General features: G+C 51.7%; 11 protein-coding genes and 1 pseudogene. 6 read left to right on the top strand and 6 right to left on the bottom strand.

Annotated elements, in window-relative coordinates; genetic code table 11:
* From HP15_RS22170 to HP15_RS00030, 6 genes and pseudogenes are all read right to left on the bottom strand, one after another.
* Positions 1–1,001: pseudogene (locus HP15_RS22170) on the bottom strand (carboxyl transferase domain-containing protein); the annotation flags it as partial.
* Between the two features lie 207 nt (positions 1,002–1,208).
* Entirely contained in the window at positions 1,209–2,378 is a 1,170-nt protein-coding gene (locus HP15_RS00010; protein WP_008170605.1) for an isovaleryl-CoA dehydrogenase, read from the bottom strand.
* A 29-nt stretch (positions 2,379–2,407) separates the two neighbouring features.
* On the bottom strand, positions 2,408–2,851 hold the full coding sequence (locus HP15_RS00015) for a MerR family transcriptional regulator (protein WP_041644814.1): 444 nt from the start codon (positions 2,849–2,851) through the stop codon (positions 2,408–2,410).
* A gap of 247 nt (positions 2,852–3,098) precedes the next feature.
* Positions 3,099–4,025, bottom strand: a complete 927-nt coding sequence (locus HP15_RS00020; protein ID WP_014575635.1) for a quinone oxidoreductase family protein — start codon at positions 4,023–4,025, stop codon at positions 3,099–3,101.
* Positions 4,026–4,102: 77 nt separating this feature from the next.
* On the bottom strand, positions 4,103–5,284 hold the full coding sequence (locus HP15_RS00025) for an acetyl-CoA C-acetyltransferase (RefSeq protein WP_041644815.1): 1,182 nt from the start codon (positions 5,282–5,284) through the stop codon (positions 4,103–4,105).
* A 369-nt stretch (positions 5,285–5,653) separates the two neighbouring features.
* Positions 5,654–6,496, bottom strand: a complete 843-nt coding sequence (locus tag HP15_RS00030; protein ID WP_041644816.1) for an SDR family oxidoreductase — start codon at positions 6,494–6,496, stop codon at positions 5,654–5,656.
* A gap of 413 nt (positions 6,497–6,909) precedes the next feature.
* On the opposite strand from HP15_RS00030, the gene HP15_RS00035 reads away from it, so the two are divergent.
* The 6 genes from HP15_RS00035 (at position 6,910) to HP15_RS00060 (ending at position 15,755) form a co-directional block, all read left to right on the top strand.
* Positions 6,910–8,571, top strand: a complete 1,662-nt coding sequence (locus HP15_RS00035) for a DUF1302 domain-containing protein (RefSeq protein WP_014575638.1) — start codon at positions 6,910–6,912, stop codon at positions 8,569–8,571.
* A 24-nt stretch (positions 8,572–8,595) separates the two neighbouring features.
* Positions 8,596–9,978, top strand: coding sequence for a DUF1329 domain-containing protein (locus HP15_RS00040; RefSeq protein WP_014575639.1), 1,383 nt, complete (start codon positions 8,596–8,598; stop codon positions 9,976–9,978).
* Positions 9,979–10,090: 112 nt separating this feature from the next.
* Entirely contained in the window at positions 10,091–11,251 is a 1,161-nt protein-coding gene (locus HP15_RS00045) for a WD40/YVTN/BNR-like repeat-containing protein (RefSeq protein ID WP_014575640.1), read from the top strand.
* Positions 11,252–11,375: 124 nt separating this feature from the next.
* Positions 11,376–13,913 (top strand): efflux RND transporter permease subunit, encoded by a 2,538-nt coding sequence (locus tag HP15_RS00050; protein WP_014575641.1) that lies wholly within the window; start codon positions 11,376–11,378, stop codon positions 13,911–13,913.
* Positions 13,914–13,975: 62 nt separating this feature from the next.
* Positions 13,976–14,941 (top strand): VOC family protein, encoded by a 966-nt coding sequence (locus HP15_RS00055; protein ID WP_014575642.1) that lies wholly within the window; start codon positions 13,976–13,978, stop codon positions 14,939–14,941.
* Position 14,942: 1 nt separating this feature from the next.
* Entirely contained in the window at positions 14,943–15,755 is an 813-nt protein-coding gene (locus HP15_RS00060) for an enoyl-CoA hydratase/isomerase family protein (RefSeq protein ID WP_014575643.1), read from the top strand.
* The last annotated feature ends 23 nt before the right edge of the window (positions 15,756–15,778 follow it).

Here is a 15,778-nt window from a genome sequence, read left to right on the forward strand (position 1 = left end):
GATATGGGCAAAGCCGGTGACCAGGGTCTGCCGTAATAGCGTTTGAATTCGTCAAACTCGGAACCGTCGACTGTGCGGGCGATGACGTCACGTACGTCGAACTGCTTGCGCAGGTCGGTGCCAACGATGCCGTAGATCTCCTCGGCGTCGTACAGCGGTGCCTTGGGCTTGCGGATTTCCACATCCGTTGGCTTGCGACGGTTCAGGTTGGAGACGCTGCGCCGGGCGATTTCCAGGGCGTGTGCGTCGTTCTCGGCGTAGTGGTCGGCAACACCGGAGATTTTACAGTGCACGTCGGCGCCACCCAGGTCTTCGGCAGTCACTACTTCACCGGTGGCGGCTTTCACCAGCGGCGGGCCAGCCAGGAAGATGGTGCCCTGGTTACGGACGATGATGGATTCATCGGCCATGGCGGGCACGTAGGCGCCACCGGCGGTGCACAGACCCATTACGACGGCGATCTGAGGGATGTCGTCGGCAGACATGCGGGCTTGGTTGTAGAAGATGCGGCCGAAGTGGTCACGATCCGGGAAGACTTCGTCCTGGCGGGGCAGGTTGGCGCCGCCGGAATCGACCAGGTAGATGCACGGCAGGCGGTTCTGCAGGGCGATTTCCTGGGCGCGCAGGTGTTTTTTGACGGTCAGCGGGTAGTAGCTGCCGCCTTTTACGGTGGCGTCGTTGGCGATGATCATGCATTCGGTGCCGGAGACGCGGCCCACGCCGGCGATGACGCCTGCAGCGGGGACTTCTTCATCGTAAACGTTGTAGGCGGCGAACTGGCCGATTTCCAGGAACGGGGAGCCGTCGTCCAGGAGGCGGTTGATGCGCTCTCTGGGGAGCAGCTTGCCACGGGCGATGTGGCGCTCCTGGTAGGAGGGGCCGCCGCCTTGCTGGATGGTGGACACTTTGTCGCGCAGGTCGGCTACGGCCTGGGCCATGGATTCCTGGTTGGCCTGGAACTCTTCGGACCTGGGATTAATCTTGCTTTGAAGTATTGTCATTTTTTCGGGCCTCGAGGTTCGGGGCGGCGGGACTGGCAGGGAATCTTTCCGGGAACCGCTACGAGCACATCCATGTGCGCTTGACGTCGGCCATCCATGGCCGCCGACATTCCCGGAAAGACACCCTGCCAGTCCCTCGTCGTACTTTGGGTGCAAGCCGTCCCCGGCTTAACCGGCTGAGGACGGCTACTGGCTTGAAGCTGCGCGTTATTTGTTCAGGTACAGCTCACGGCCGATCAGCATCCGACGAATCTCGGACGTTCCGGCACCGATCTCATACAGCTTGGCGTCCCGCAGCAGGCGGCCTGTCGGGTATTCGTTGATGTAACCGTTACCGCCGAGCAGCTGGATGGCATCCAGGGCGATTTTGGTGGCCATTTCGGCGGAGTAGAGGATCGCGCCGGCAGCGTCTTTACGGGTGGTTTCCGCGCCACGGTCGGCAGACATGGCAACCATGTAGACGTAGGACTTGGCGGTGTTCATCCAGGTGTACATGTCGGCAACTTTGCCCTGCACCAGTTCGAATTCACCGATGGCTTGGCCGAACTGCTTGCGCTCGCGGATGTAGGGTACGACCACGTCCATAGCGGCTTGCATGATGCCCAGCGGGCCGCCAGAGAGAACCAGGCGTTCGTAGTCGAGGCCGCTCATGAGGACTTTTGCGCCGTTACCAACACCGCCCAGCACATTTTCCTTGGGTACTTTGCAGTCCTGGAAGACCAGTTCACAGGTGTTGGAGCCGCGCATGCCGAGCTTGTCGAGTTTCTGGTGACGGCTGAAGCCCGGGGCGTCGCGCTCTACGATGAAGGCGGTCACACCCCTGGAGCCGGCGGAGGTGTCGGTCTTGGCGTAGATGACGTAGGTGTTCGCATCCGGACCGTTGGTGATCCACATTTTGTTGCCGTTGAGGAGGTAGTGGTCACCTTCATCTTTGGCGGTCAGTTTCATGGAGATGACGTCGGAGCCGGCGTTGGGCTCGGACATGGCCAGGGCGCCAATGTGCTCACCGCTGACGAGCTTCGGCAGGTATTTCTGTTTCTGTTCTTCGGTGCCGTTGCGGTGAATCTGGTTCACACACAGGTTGGAGTGGGCACCGTAGGAGAGGCCAACGGAGGCGGAAGCACGGCTGATTTCTTCCATGGCGATGACGTGCGCCAGGTAGCCCATGTCGGAGCCGCCGTATTCTTCGCTCACGGTGATACCCAGCAGGCCCATGTCGCCCATTTTCCGCCACAGGTCCATGGGGAACTCGTTGTTGCGGTCAATTTCCTCGGCGCGCGGTGCGATTTCGGAAGCAGCAAAGCCGTTGATCTGCTCGCGGAGCATATCGAGGGTTTCGCCGAGACCGAAGTTGAGCTCTGAGTATTGTGATTTCATCGTTGGCTACCTTTGATTTCTGTCATTCATTAGTTTTCAGCGGTCTGCCTGGCTTCTTCTTTCGCCGGCGCCTGCTGTTTCTTTTTCTTCTGCAGCTCGGCCAGGGCTTCTCGGCACCGGGCTTCGGCTGTATCCATTTCCATTTCTGCCTGGGCAATGTCGTTTTTCTGCTGTTCCAGCTGAGCCCGTTTGTTTTCCAGGATGGTCAGCATCTTCAGCAGCTGTTTTTCATTGCCGCTGAGGGTTTCGTCCCACAGGTCGAACAATTCTTTGGTTTCCGCCAGAGAGAAGCCCATGCGTTTATTTCGAATAATATGTTCTAGGCGGGCCCTGCATTTTGAATCGAAAATACGTGTCCTCCCGTGCCGACACGGGTTAAGCAAACCTTGATCCTCGTAGAAACGAACGCTTCTGGTGGTTATTTCAAATTCGTTCGCTAACTCGCCGATACTGAAAGTTTCTTGTTGCGACATGGGCTGATCCTTATGGGCTGTATAGGAAAACGCTAAGTTTTCTTTCCCATAAATGTTCACTCCAAAACGCTAGTGAACCGGTAGTATTGGTAACCAGGGGTGGTACAAAGTTAAAACTTGGTTAACTGGTTTAGATTCCCGTTGTTTCAACGAGTTTTCTTGCATCCTTGCTAGATTATTAACTCTGGGCGGTCGAGTGCTTGGAGAGAGCCTATAAAGCTCTCTCCGGTGTCGTGATTTGTGGGGACTACTTTATGGCCGAGTAGATTTTGGCGTGAGGCCCGGAGACTTGGGTTTCCCAGGCTTCAGATGCCTTGTCAAAATCGTATTCCAAGTAATCAACAGAGATATCTTGTTCCTCTGCGATCTTGAGCAAACGCTCCCAGATTCTTCGTCGGTCATCCGGTGCGCGCTGCCCAGTTCCGATGACTGATAGCGATCTGAAAAGCAGGAGCGCCATATCCAGATTGATTTGCCGGCCAGCGCCTGTGCCTATGGTCATGATGCGCGCGCCCCAACGTGTGGCTTTCAAGGCATTTAGCATTGGTTGGCCGCATACAAGATCGAGCACTACATCAAACCCTTCTCCAGCTGCGTCTCTAAGCGCCGCTTCGTCTTTTTCGTCGCCGTTTAAGCAGACAATGTCATCAGCAATTCCCCGTTCCTTTAGCCGAAAAAGGGATTCTTCATGTCTTGCAGCCGCAACGACCTTTCCGGCGCCAAGATATTTGGCAAGTTGAAGTGCAATCTGTCCCAAGGTGCCGGTAGCTCCAAGGATAAGTACTGTTTCACCTGGCTGTATTTTTGCTTCCTCGAGAGGAATAAGGGCACCTGTTGCGGCAATGCCCATCGTAATTGCTGTTCGGTCATCAATGTGGTCAGGCACCTCCCATACCTCCTCTTGAGGTACAAGTGTTCGCTCAGCCCATGCGCCGAAAGGCAGGACTGAACGTTCTCCGAAATAGACTCTTGTTCCATCAAGGGTTCGCCCGACTCCTTCACCCCGGATGACACAGGGGTACTCCACACCTAACCGGTATGCGCCTAAAACATCCCATCCGCCCAGTCCTGCAGTATCGACGTCAATGAGGACTGCTCCCTCTTTCTCCTGAGGCTCCGGAAAATCCTGGATGACGGGAATTGCTCCACGCTCTTTAATCACTGCTGCTTTCACGTCGATCTCCTTTTGTTGTTGGCGCTGTTATTGGCAGGGGTTGGAGGAGTGGTGGAATATTTTAATCGTACGCTGCACTAGTCTCGCTCTAATGCCATGGCAACGCCTTGTCCACCACCGATACAAAGTGTTGCTAGGCCTTTCTTGGAGTCTCGTCGAGTCATTTCATAAAGTAGCGTGACGAGGATGCGGCATCCGGACGCCCCAATCGGATGCCCGAGGGCAATTGCGCCTCCATTTACATTTACCTTCTCAGATTCCCAGCCCAGCTCTTTGCCTACGGAAAGGCACTGGGCGGCAAAAGCCTCATTAGCTTCGATGAGATCAAGGTCCCCAACAGACCAATTCACTTTGGCAAGACATTTCCGTGTGGCTGGAACGGGGCCAATACCCATTATGGAGGGATCGACGGCGGCGCTCGCGTAACTCTTAATTCGAGCGAGAACAGTAAGGCCTAGCTCCGTTGCTTTTTCGGCTGACATCAAAAGTACCGCGGCAGCTCCGTCATTTAATGAGGAAGCATTGCCTGCTGTCACGCTGCCACCTTTTGCGAAAGCTGGCCTCAGTTTTGAGAGTCCGGCGGAAGAGACGTCACCCCGAGGTTGCTCGTCAGTATCAAACTTCAGCGGCGAACCTTTGCGCTGAGGAATTTCCACTGGGGTTATCTCATCTTTAAATCGACCAGAGGCCACGGCCTCACTGCCCTTTAACTGAGAGATGACAGCAAAAGCATCCTGCTGCTCACGGGTAATTTGATATTTCTCCGCAAGGTTCTCTGCGGTGACCCCCATGTGATAATGGTTGAAGGCGTCAATCAATCCGTCTGTAAGCATGCTGTCTTCAATTTGTGAGTGCCCCATACGAAGTCCGCTTCGAGCTTTACCCAGAAGGTAAGGGGATTGACTCATGCTCTCCATACCCCCCGCTACAACAACATCTGCTTCTTTGCATTGAATCGCCTGGGCTGCCAGATTGACTGATTCGAGGCCAGATCCACAAAGCTTGTTCAATGTCATTGCTGGGGTAGTAAAGGGAAGCCCTGCCTTGATAGCGGACTGGCGCGCAGGATTCTGGCCGCAGCCGGCAGACAACACCTGGCCCATGACAACATTGTCAACTAGTTCCGGGTTGAGAGAGGTGGAGCTCAGTAAAGAGCGTATAACCGTCGCCCCGAGATCAACAGCAGAGGTATCTGACAAAGCGCCTTGAAAGCTTCCTATTGCAGTTCGCGTTGCGGCAACAATTACTACGCCTTGCATTTCCTTCTCCAAATAAAAAGGCGTGACTACCGGGGGGAGGTAGTCACGCAAATGCCCCGATAGGAGCACCTCCGCCCAAGGGGTGAAGCAACAGGTACTTCGCTCGCGAAGTTGGGTCCGTACAAGGGCAGAAAAACATTGCCAACCTAAGATAGGTCCAATAGTGACGATAATTCTACATACAGACGAATATTTTGTACAGAGAATTTTTAAGCTGCGTGCAGATTGTTCTGTAGGAGGCGAGGCGCTAGGCGTCGATGCGTTGAGACTGGATTGCCTGTATCTGCGTTCGTTGGAGTAAATCTGAAAGCGCTTCTCATCTCAGAATCATATAGGTTAGATGAGAAGCATCGCCTGCTTATCGGAAATTCACGAATCTTTCCGTTTCGCCTTGATTGATTCTGCAAAATCACTTTTGAGGGTAGGGAAGTACGCAATTTGGCCTCCCATCCCGCCGGCAATGTCGATAGATGCACCGCTGATGAAGCTTGCATAGTCGCTTGCAAGAAACAGTGCCATGCCGGCAACATCTTCGGGTTTTCCAAACCGCCCAAGTGGGACAACTTTTAATACCATTTCGTTGAACTCTTCACGGGTAACTCCGGGGCCCATTTCTTGGAAGTGTCTCTCCCATTGCCCGGTATCGATCCATCCCATATTCAACGAGTTGACGAGAATGTTGTCTTTTGGGAGTGACATGCCGAGTGATTTGGACAAGGCGACGCAAGAAGCTCGGTTGATAACCGATGGGATACCAGAGGGTGTAGGGATTGTGCCCGCCAGGGCATTTATCTCGATAATTCGCCCCCAGCGCTGTTTCCTCATGTGAGGAACGACAGCCTTAACAAACCTAAAATGCCCCATCTGGAGGACATTCGCGTGATCAAGAATGTCTTCCGGGGTCAGTGAATCCAGTGATCCCCCTTTGCCTTGTCCTGCATTATTGACCAGGACGTCTACGCCTCCCCAAGCTTCAGTGATGTCATCGACAAAGGCATTAACAGCCTCAGTGTTTGTTACATCCACTGAGCGAGCGATGATACTAGCTGCCGAGGATTGCATCTTGTCAGCTGCTGCTTCTATAGCTTTCGCATCGCGAGCACAAATGGCTACACGTGCGCCGTTCTCTGCGAATGCTGAGGCTATCGCGTAGCCGATACCCCGAGATGCGCCAGTGACGATTACTCTCCTTTTACTGAGGTCAATGTTCATAAGGTTTGTCTCCGCTTTTGTTCTTCGGTTCGTGGCTTTCGCTGGCCAAGGCGATCAGCGGCAGCGCTTGATTTGGCGGCCTGCTTGTCGGCTCTGGCTTGGCGTCATTCTCGAAGTAAAACATAAGTTGGACACAGAGGGCTAATATGTTTAATTTTGTCGAATGACAAGTTGGCTAGCGTGGCAGGCTGTTGAAAAAACGTAATTTTAAACATTTTCTTTCAAAATGTTTGATTTTTATAAAATCTCAATAGAGAATGAAGATCTAGATTTGGAATTACGGAGAGTTCGACTAGGATGGTGAGAGGATAGAAATTTTCTGTCCTAGATTTTTGGGTCGGCTGTGGGTCAGTAGTCTAAGGCAGTGAGCGCCAGTCAGCCGTAAGCTCTGAAAATAAAAACAAGGGAACAATATGAACACTATAAAAAAGCGTGATCACATTGACATGATTCAACGAAGTGCCCTGGCTGTTGCGATCATGGTCGCGACCGGCAGTGCTTCCGCAATGGAGATTGATGTAGGGAATCCTGATATTCGTCTGCGCTGGGACAATACGGCTCGCTATAACCTTGGCGTGCGCGTAGAGGATCAGGACAGCGCCATCATGAACAACCCGAACTATGATGAGTCTGATGGCAAGTTCGAGCAAGGCGACATTGTAACCAATCGTCTGGACTGGTTGACCGAGGTCGATTTGTCTTACAAGTGGCATTTCGGTGCCCGAGTCAGTGCTGCAGGTTGGTACGACGATGCCTACAAGGATCGTACTGTGGAGTCCAATCTGCCTGGCTACTCGACAAGCTACTATGGAGACAGATATAGCTCTGAGGTGGCTCGCTATGTGAACGGACCGTCCGGAGAAATTCTAGATGCGTTTGTTTGGACGAACTTCGATATTGCAGGTACACCCATCAACCTGAAAGTGGGTCAGCACACTCAGTACTGGGGTGAGGGCCTTCTTTTTGGTGCTCATGCCGTGTCGTACTCGCAGGCGCCACTTGACGCTGTTAAAGCTGTAACCAGCCCGGGAATTGAAACAAAAGAAGTGTTCTTGCCGGTAGGGCAAGTGACTGCGCAGGCTCAGTTGACCGACAGTCTCACGGTTGCCGCTCAATATTACTATGAATGGGAATACACTCGCTTTCCATTTGGCGGTACCTATTTTGGAGCGGCAGATCCATTCTTCGAGGGGCCAGATCGCTTACCAGCGGCGCCCGGCTTCGATTTGGACCGTGCGCAATCCAAGTTTGGACGTGATGACGCAAACTGGGGTGTAATGGCGATGTACACCTTCCAAAGTTCAGGATCGCGAGTAGGCGCGTTTTATCGCGAGTTTGATGACTATCAGGCTTGGTTGTCTCCCCAGGTCAATATGGCAACGGGCGAATATCGCCTCGTCTATCCCCGCGACGTCAAACTCTTTGGTTTAAGTTGGGGAGGTACAGTCGGTACACACTCTGTCGGCGCTGAAGTTTCGTATCGACAGGATGGCGCTCTCAACGCCACGGGCGTTAGTAACGTTGATGATGAAGGGCCGAGGGGTGATACCTTTCATGCCGTCATCAATACCGTGTATGGCGTGCCTCGGAACTGGTTGGCTGACAACTCGGTCTTGGTTGCCGAATTGGCATACAGTCATTTGAATAAGGTTACTGCTCACGAAGAACTGTACAAAGGTGAAGGTTATAACTGTACAGATCTCCGTACCGGTGGTCAGGGTAGCGAAGATGACGGGTGTTCAACGCGCAACTACTATGCGGTTGCTGTGAACTTTACGCCAGAATATCTTGCCGTTCTTCCCTCTTGGGATCTGAAGGTGCCCCTGACTCTTAATTACGGTCTCAGCGGCAATGCTGCAACTGCAGGTGGTGGCTCAGAAGGCTCGCTGTCCTGGTCTGTAGGAACTGAAATGACATACCAGCAGAGTCATCAGTTTACGCTGCGCTATGCAGATACAGCAGCGCAAGAGAAAAATACCCAAAATGTATTCGGCGACACGATGGTGAACGGAAACGGAGCTGTTGGTGGAACAGACCGTGGCTGGTTGTCCTTTACATACAAAACCTCCTTTTAACAAACATAAAAACGGAGATTCCATATGAAACTCAGAAAGCTCCTATGCAACCTTGCTATCAGTCTTTCAGTATTCGGTTTGGCGTCGAATGTGTCTGCTGCCGTTTCACCAGAGGCTGCCCAAAAACTTGGAAATGAGTTGACTCCTTTTGGAGCCATCAAGGCTGGTAATGATGAAGGAACCATTCCGCCATATGAGGGTGGTTTGAGGACCGCACCAGAGGGATTTGAGCCGGGTAATGGCTACTGGATCAATCCATTCAAAGATGAGGAGCCGCGCCTTAGAATCGACGCGAGCAATTATCAAGAGCATGAGGATAAACTCAGCGCAGGTCAGATTAAGCTGCTGAGCACATATCCGGATACTTATTACATTGACGTCTATCCAACCCATCGAACTGCGGCCTATCCGCAAGACGTGCTTGATGCCACTGTTCGTAATGCGACAACTTGTGAAACTCTCAAGGATGGTTTAGCGCTGGATCCCTCCTGTCGTGGCGGGCTCCCATTCCCGATTCCACAAACGGGTAATGAGATGATGTGGAATCAGCAAGTTCGCTACAACGATGGGAAATATGGAACGACTACTGCTGCTTCCAATAGTTGGATTGTTGATTCAAACGGAAGCGTAACCAAGGCTTCTGAGCAGCGGACTTTCGTAGAGCGCCCGTTCTATCAGACGGACGTAGAGGGCCGTGATCCACAAATGTTTTACCGAGTGTACTCGGTAACACAAGAACCTGCCCGTCGTGCTGGTGAGCTAACTGGGTTTATGGACTTTCTTGATCCTACCGAAAGTCCCCGCCGGGCATGGAGTTATACTCCTGGCCAGCGTCGGATCAAGCGAGCTCCAGAATTCGCCTATGACACTCCGGTTGCAAGTATGGGCGGGCTAGAGCTGTTTGATGAACTGTTCATGTTCTCGGGCATGCAAGACCGTTTCGATTTTAAGCTTGTCGGCCGAAAAGAAATGTACATTCCCTACAACACGTACGAGTTCTACTTCGATTGCGAGCAGGACAACCAGTTCATGAAGCATCACGTGAACCCTGAGTGCGAGCGTTGGGAGTTGCATCGAGTTTGGGTGGTTGAAGCGACCCTTAAAGACCAATATCGCCACGTTTACAGCAAGCGTACATACTACCTCGATGAAGATACGTATGGAGCTGGTATGTATGACGCTTGGGACCAAAGCGGCCAGCTCTATCGCTCAATGATGTTGGGTGGCGTGCAATTTTACGATCATGACATTCCTTACATCGTTAAGCATGCCATTTATGACTTCAATAAGGGCATGTACGGCATTATCAATGATGCACTCAACGGCGGTTATCGCGTGCTCGAAGAGCCTCGTTCAGAGCGAGAGCTGAGTCCACAAGTTATCGTGAACAGAGAAAGTGCTCGTTAAAATTGGCCTGTAGGTATTCCCAGGGATGGGATGCTTATTCGACAAACTGTCGCCCTTCTCCAGGAAGTTCAGAAAGACAAAGCAGTAATCTGAATTACCAAGGACAAAAACAATGAAAACTCGCCGATTCCATTTGCCAACAAATTTTGCCAGATCCGCACTTCTCAACTGCGGTGTTGCGTGGCTTTTCTGTTTGGCGCTAGTTAATCCTCAGCAGCTTTTCGCCGCGTCAACTTCAGGTACGGCTACTGCGAATGCGGCGGGCGATTTATTCAAGGAAGCGCCAGACCAACCTTATCCCTCTACCCAGCCAGTGATCGGGCTTGCGGCGGCAGGGAGTGATTTAATCGGGGTAGGTTTACGCGGTCTGATAATTAAGTCTGAAGATGATGGTACGACCTGGCAGCAAATCTCAAGCCCTGTCGACACTGACCTGGTTGATGTCTACTTCAGTGATTCCAAGAACGGTTGGGCAGTTGGTCACGATTCCGTTCTATTGCAAACGGAAGACGGCGGCAGTTCTTGGTCAGTAAATCTGGACGGAAAGAAACTAAAGACTCTGCTAGAAAATCACTATTCATCTGCGCCGTCGCTCGACGACTTTGAACGCGAGAATATGCTGGCTGAGATCGACTTTGCGACGAGTACTTCCGCAAATCCAGAAGTGATCCCAACTCCGTTTCTGAATGTCCATATCGACGAAAACGGTGAGGGCTATGTTCTGGGTGCCTTCGGGATGTTGCTTTATACCGATGACAATGGCCAGAGCTGGGTGCCATGGATCGAGCGCACAGATAACGAACGCAGAATGCACCTCTACGGTATCGCGTCAGCTGATGATGGTTCGATGTACATCAGTGGAGAGCAGGGTCTATTGATGAGATTGGATAGAGAGCTTAAAAGGTTTGTAGAGGTCAACATTCCTTACCCAGGAACGCTCTTTGGCGTCAGTGTTCATGGCGACGTTATCTTGGCCTACGGGCTCCGCGGGAACCTCTTTGTGAGCAAGGACCACGCAGGCAGTTGGAGCCATATTGAAAATGGTCAAAAGGGCGGCCTCATCGACGCCATACGTCTAGACGAGAATTATTCGTTAATTGTGAGTCAGCGAGGAGAGATGACCAGGCTCAATCACGAAACGTTGGAAGTCGATCCTGTGGATGCAGCATTTAATGGGGCCGTTAATTCTATGGTGTTGGTTAGTTCAAAAAATACCCTTGTTGCCGCTCTGTTCAACGGTACGACAACTTTAGATTCAAAACAGTTTCAGTAACTAAAGCGTTTGATGGGGGCATTAACTTAGGCGTCGGATCATTTCTGGTATCCGTAGGGCCTGCAGCTAGCGCCGACTGTCTGATCTTTTCAGGCTGCCCCAACTCCGCTCCTTGGAGAGAATAATGGTAAATCAGAAAGCACATACTGGTATGCCTGTCGTACCTAACCTTGAGGATTTTGACAAGCGCTCTGGGGGGGCTTTCGAACGCCTGATATTTAGCCATCGAAAGCTGGTTCTCTTCAGTTGTTTGTTTATGACCCTTGTAATGGGATTCTTTGCGGCGAAACTGGATGTGAATGCCAGTTTTGAAAGAATGATTCCCGTTAATAATCCCTACATTCAAAACTACCTCCAGTATAAGAGTGAACTGCCAGGTCTTGGCAATACCATTCGGGTTGTTGTTAGCAATAAGCAGGGCGATATTTACGATCCCGAATATTTGAAAACCCTAGAAGAAGTAAACGACACGCTGTATCTGATTCCTGGCATTGATCGTTCATGGATGCGCTCCCTCTGGATGCCGATAGTTCGCTGGCGTGAGGTCACCGAAAATGGAATTACTGGTGGCGCGGTTATGCCGTCGGATTACGACGGTACAGAATCCTCCATTCAATCGCTTAAGAGGAATGTCGATCGTGCTGGCTTGAGAGGGAGCCTGGTAGCGAGCGATGAGTCCTCCAGCATGATTGTCGCACCACTCTTGGACCGAAACCCCAATACTGGAGAGCCATTGGATTATGGGGAATTTTCTCAGGAGCTTGAGAATAAAATCAGGTCTTATGAAAGTGAAAAGATTGGGATTCACATCGTAGGCTTTAGCAAGCTGGTGGGAGATCTGATAGACGGACTCCAAGCCGTAATGCTGTTTTTTGCTGTGTCTGTAGTGATAGCGGCGTTGTTCGTTTACCTTTATACCCGATGCCTGCGCAGCACTATTCTATTAGTCAGTATCGCCGTGATTGGTGTGGTTTGGCTTTTGGGGTTAATGCAGATCCTGGGCTATTCCCTCGACCCCTACTCTATCCTTGTTCCATTCCTGATATTCGCCATTGGTTTGTCCCACGGCACTCAGAAGATGAACGGCGTGCTTCAGGATATTGGACGTGGCACGCATAAGTACGTTGCTGCACGGTATACCTTTCGCCGACTCTTTTTAACGGGGCTCACTGCCTTGCTTACCAATATCGTCGGTTTTGCAGTTCTGGCGATAATCGACATTCCAGTAATTCGTGATTTGGCGATCACTACGAGTATTGGGGTTTTTCTGCTGATTTTCACGAAGCTAATTCTGATACCAGTATCTCTATCCTATATCGGTGTCAGTAAAAAAGCGGCAAGAATTGCTATTGAAAAGGAGAAATCAGATTCGCAGAGCAGCACTTGGCTGGGTCGTGTATGGGCCGGCCTGGACAAGTTCACCGACCGCAAGTTCGCAATTGGCGCTATTTTCGCGTCGGTACTAATTACCGCCATCAGTTCGGTCATTATGATGGACCTAAAAATTGGTGACCTTGATCCAGGTGCACCTGAGCTACGTCCTGACTCCAGATATAACCTGGATAATGCTTATATCAATGAAAATTATGGCCTGTCCAGCGATCAATTTGCGGTAATAATGAAAACTGACCCTGACGGCTGCCGGTTTTATGAGCCTTTAAAAGCCATGGATAAATTGGCCTGGCAGCTTCGGCAAACCTCTGGCGTGCAAGCGACTGATTCGCTCGCAGAACGCGTTCGCTTGATGACCTCCGGGATGGCTGAGGGTAGCACCAAGTGGTTTACGATCAGTCGAGATCAGGCGATAACGAATGCAGCAGTTGATGCAGCGATGATTTCCTCCCCGGGAGTGACCAATCAAGACTGTTCGGTTACACCACTGATCGCCTATCTGACAGATCATAAAGCCGACACTTTGACCCGTGTTTTGAATGAAGTTCAAGGCTTCGCCGCAGAAAACAACACTAGTCAAGATGCTGAGCGACCTGTCGAATTCTTACTGGCAGCAGGGAATGCTGGCATAGAAGCCGCGACCAACATTGAAGTTCGGAAGGGTATTGTAATCATGTATTTCGCAGTATACGGAGCTACCGCCTTGCTCTGTTTACTGACCTTCCGGAGCTTTGGACGTGCGATACGAGCAACCGTCGTGGCTATGGTTCCCCTCATAATGACGACGATTATTTGTAAGGCTCTGATGGTAGGTCTCGGTATTGGCCTGAAGGTCGCCACTTTGCCTGTGATTGCCGTTGGCGTTGGGGTTGGAGTGGACTATGCGCTTTATCTCTTGGGCGTACAGGTGGCGGTACAAGCAAGAGGCGAATCGCTGACAGTGGCCTATCGAAGATCCTTGGACTTCACCGGCCGAGTGGTGGCTCTGATTGGGCTTACCATGGCCGCGGGCGTTGTGACATGGGCTTGGTCTCCAATCAAATTCCAAGCAGATATGGGAATTCTTCTGACCTTTATGTTCCTGTGGAACATGATTGGGGCTTTGATCCTGATCCCGGCCCTGTCTCACTTCCTGCTTAACGACTCGGAGAACTTGAAACCTGAAAGTGGCTCTGTAGGCGCATCTGATTCGCCGGGAGCGGCAGACACGTCCTCTCAGAGTCACCAGAAAGCTGTGACTCAGACTTCAAGAATGGTCGTTGCTGATTGACTTTTTGTTGCGGCGGGAAGTCTTGATCCAAACGATGGCTTCCCAAATTACGGAGAATTGAAATGTTTGATCTATTAATGAGCGCCGACATGATGGTTCCGGATCCTGATGGTATGACGGAGCTGTTGGTAAGCAAATTGGGAATTCATAAACACGAACGGTGGCGCCAGGCATTCGACGACCATCCTTATATCGCTCACTTCTTGCGCGTCCATAAGTCTTTGGCGGTCTCTCCAACGCGAGTCGAACCCCAGTGGCATCTGGATCGCCCAAATCCCGGGGATCCGATGTTTCATGAGTTTCTGGAAAGTCTCAAAGATTTTCAGGGGCGCCACCGTCCGATGCTAACGCATTCGATCGTGTTGTCGTTGAAAGGAGATAAGTTCAACGAGCTCGTCAGCAAGCTGATGCGTCGTAAATTGCCTTTCCGGATGGCCCAGCGAACTCCTGATATGCCTTTCGACCGATTGTGGTTGGGGGCGACTCCAGAAAAACCCCATTATGATCCAATTGTCGATGGTGGTCTGTGCATTGAAATTATGCCAATGGAACCGTTGCAGATGCCGCCTGAGACATTTGATGTTCCGCCGCAAGAGCCGAGAGATCCTAAGCCGGGTGATATGGTGCGGGTGTCTGCGCGGGGTTATTTGGTGAGGGATCTGGACGAAACCTTGCAGCGGCTGTCATCGAATCTCGACTGGGAGCCAACCAAGGCGGTGGAGGTATTGCCAGGGGAAGGATATCGACGAGCTAGGATGGGGTTCAATCTGGCCAACAGCGCGACACTAGATGTCATTGAGGCAACTCGGTGGGATAGCGATGCCGGCGTGTACCTGAATAGTTGGGGCCCGGGCCCTTACTATATCAGGATTGCTGTGAATGACCTTGCAGCGAAGGCAGAAGATCTCCGTTCTCGGGGAACCAAATTTAGCTGGATTGAGTCCAGCGATGCGGTTGAGGGTAGATCTCTGATCAGGATTGATCCTGAAGAGCTAAATGGCCAACTCTTTGAGTTTGAGGAGTGTTGATATGAGCTTGCCGGAGAAGGTTGTTGAATCGATCAATGACGCTGTCAATGTCTGCAGAGATGGCAACGTCGGCTGGGTGATTCTTAACCGGCCAAAGCAGATCAACGCTATTAATGATGAAATTCGAGTGGGCGTTCCTGAGGCGCTTGAACAATTTGAAAAGGATAAAGAGATCCGAGTAATTGTTATTCGGGGAGAGGGTGAGCGTGGTTTATGTGCCGGTGCTGATATTAAAGAACGCCGCGGTCCGGAAAATTCGCTCCAAGTAAGGAAACGAATGGAATGTGCCCGCTGGATTGAGTCGATTGATCAGACGACCAAGCCTGTCATAGTGGCCATTCACGGCTACTGCATGGGAGGCGGTCTTGAACTGGCCCTCGCCTGCGACATTCGCTACGCATCGCCGAACGCGGTTATGGCGCTTCCAGAAACTGGGCTTGGCCTCATCCCTGGAGGTGGAGGTACTCAGCGTTTGTCTCGCGTGGTCGCTCCGGGCCATGCCCTTGATATGCTGTTGAGTGGTGACCGCCTTGACGCCGCACGGGCCAGGAGTATTGGACTGGTGACTCGTGTCGCTGAAACCCAGGAAAGCCTTTTGCAAGAAGTTTCTGAGTTAGCGCAAAAAATAGCTATGAAGCCGCCATTAGCGACCACATACGTCAAAAGAGCTGCGAGAGCATCTTTGGAGTTAGAGCTGAAACGCGGACTGGATTTAGAGCTAGATCTGTTTGCCTTGCTGGCGCCAACCGAAGATGCGCGCGAAGCTGCTTCAGCTTTCAGTGAACGTCGTTCGCCAAATTTCATTGGCGAATAACCTACTCCGACTTTTTAAGGCTA

The sequence above is a fragment of the Marinobacter adhaerens HP15 genome (assembly GCF_000166295.1).
Lineage (GTDB): Bacteria > Pseudomonadota > Gammaproteobacteria > Pseudomonadales > Oleiphilaceae > Marinobacter > Marinobacter adhaerens.

Bases quoted from the DNA above. Each gene is read 5' to 3' on its own strand.
- HP15_RS00010 (WP_008170605.1), bottom strand. From the start codon at position 2,378: ATGAAATCACAATACTCAGAGCTCAACTTCGGTCTCGGCGAAACCCTC.
- HP15_RS00015 (WP_041644814.1), bottom strand. From the start codon at position 2,851: ATGTCGCAACAAGAAACTTTCAGTATCGGCGAGTTAGCGAACGAATTT.
- HP15_RS00025 (WP_041644815.1), bottom strand. From the start codon at position 5,284: ATGCAAGGCGTAGTAATTGTTGCCGCAACGCGAACTGCAATAGGAAGC.
- HP15_RS00030 (WP_041644816.1), bottom strand. From the start codon at position 6,496: ATGAACATTGACCTCAGTAAAAGGAGAGTAATCGTCACTGGCGCATCT.
- HP15_RS00035 (WP_014575638.1), top strand. From the start codon at position 6,910: ATGAACACTATAAAAAAGCGTGATCACATTGACATGATTCAACGAAGT.
- HP15_RS00040 (WP_014575639.1), top strand. From the start codon at position 8,596: ATGAAACTCAGAAAGCTCCTATGCAACCTTGCTATCAGTCTTTCAGTA.
- HP15_RS00045 (WP_014575640.1), top strand. From the start codon at position 10,091: ATGAAAACTCGCCGATTCCATTTGCCAACAAATTTTGCCAGATCCGCA.
- HP15_RS00050 (WP_014575641.1), top strand. From the start codon at position 11,376: ATGGTAAATCAGAAAGCACATACTGGTATGCCTGTCGTACCTAACCTT.
- HP15_RS00055 (WP_014575642.1), top strand. From the start codon at position 13,976: ATGTTTGATCTATTAATGAGCGCCGACATGATGGTTCCGGATCCTGAT.
- HP15_RS00060 (WP_014575643.1), top strand. From the start codon at position 14,943: ATGAGCTTGCCGGAGAAGGTTGTTGAATCGATCAATGACGCTGTCAAT.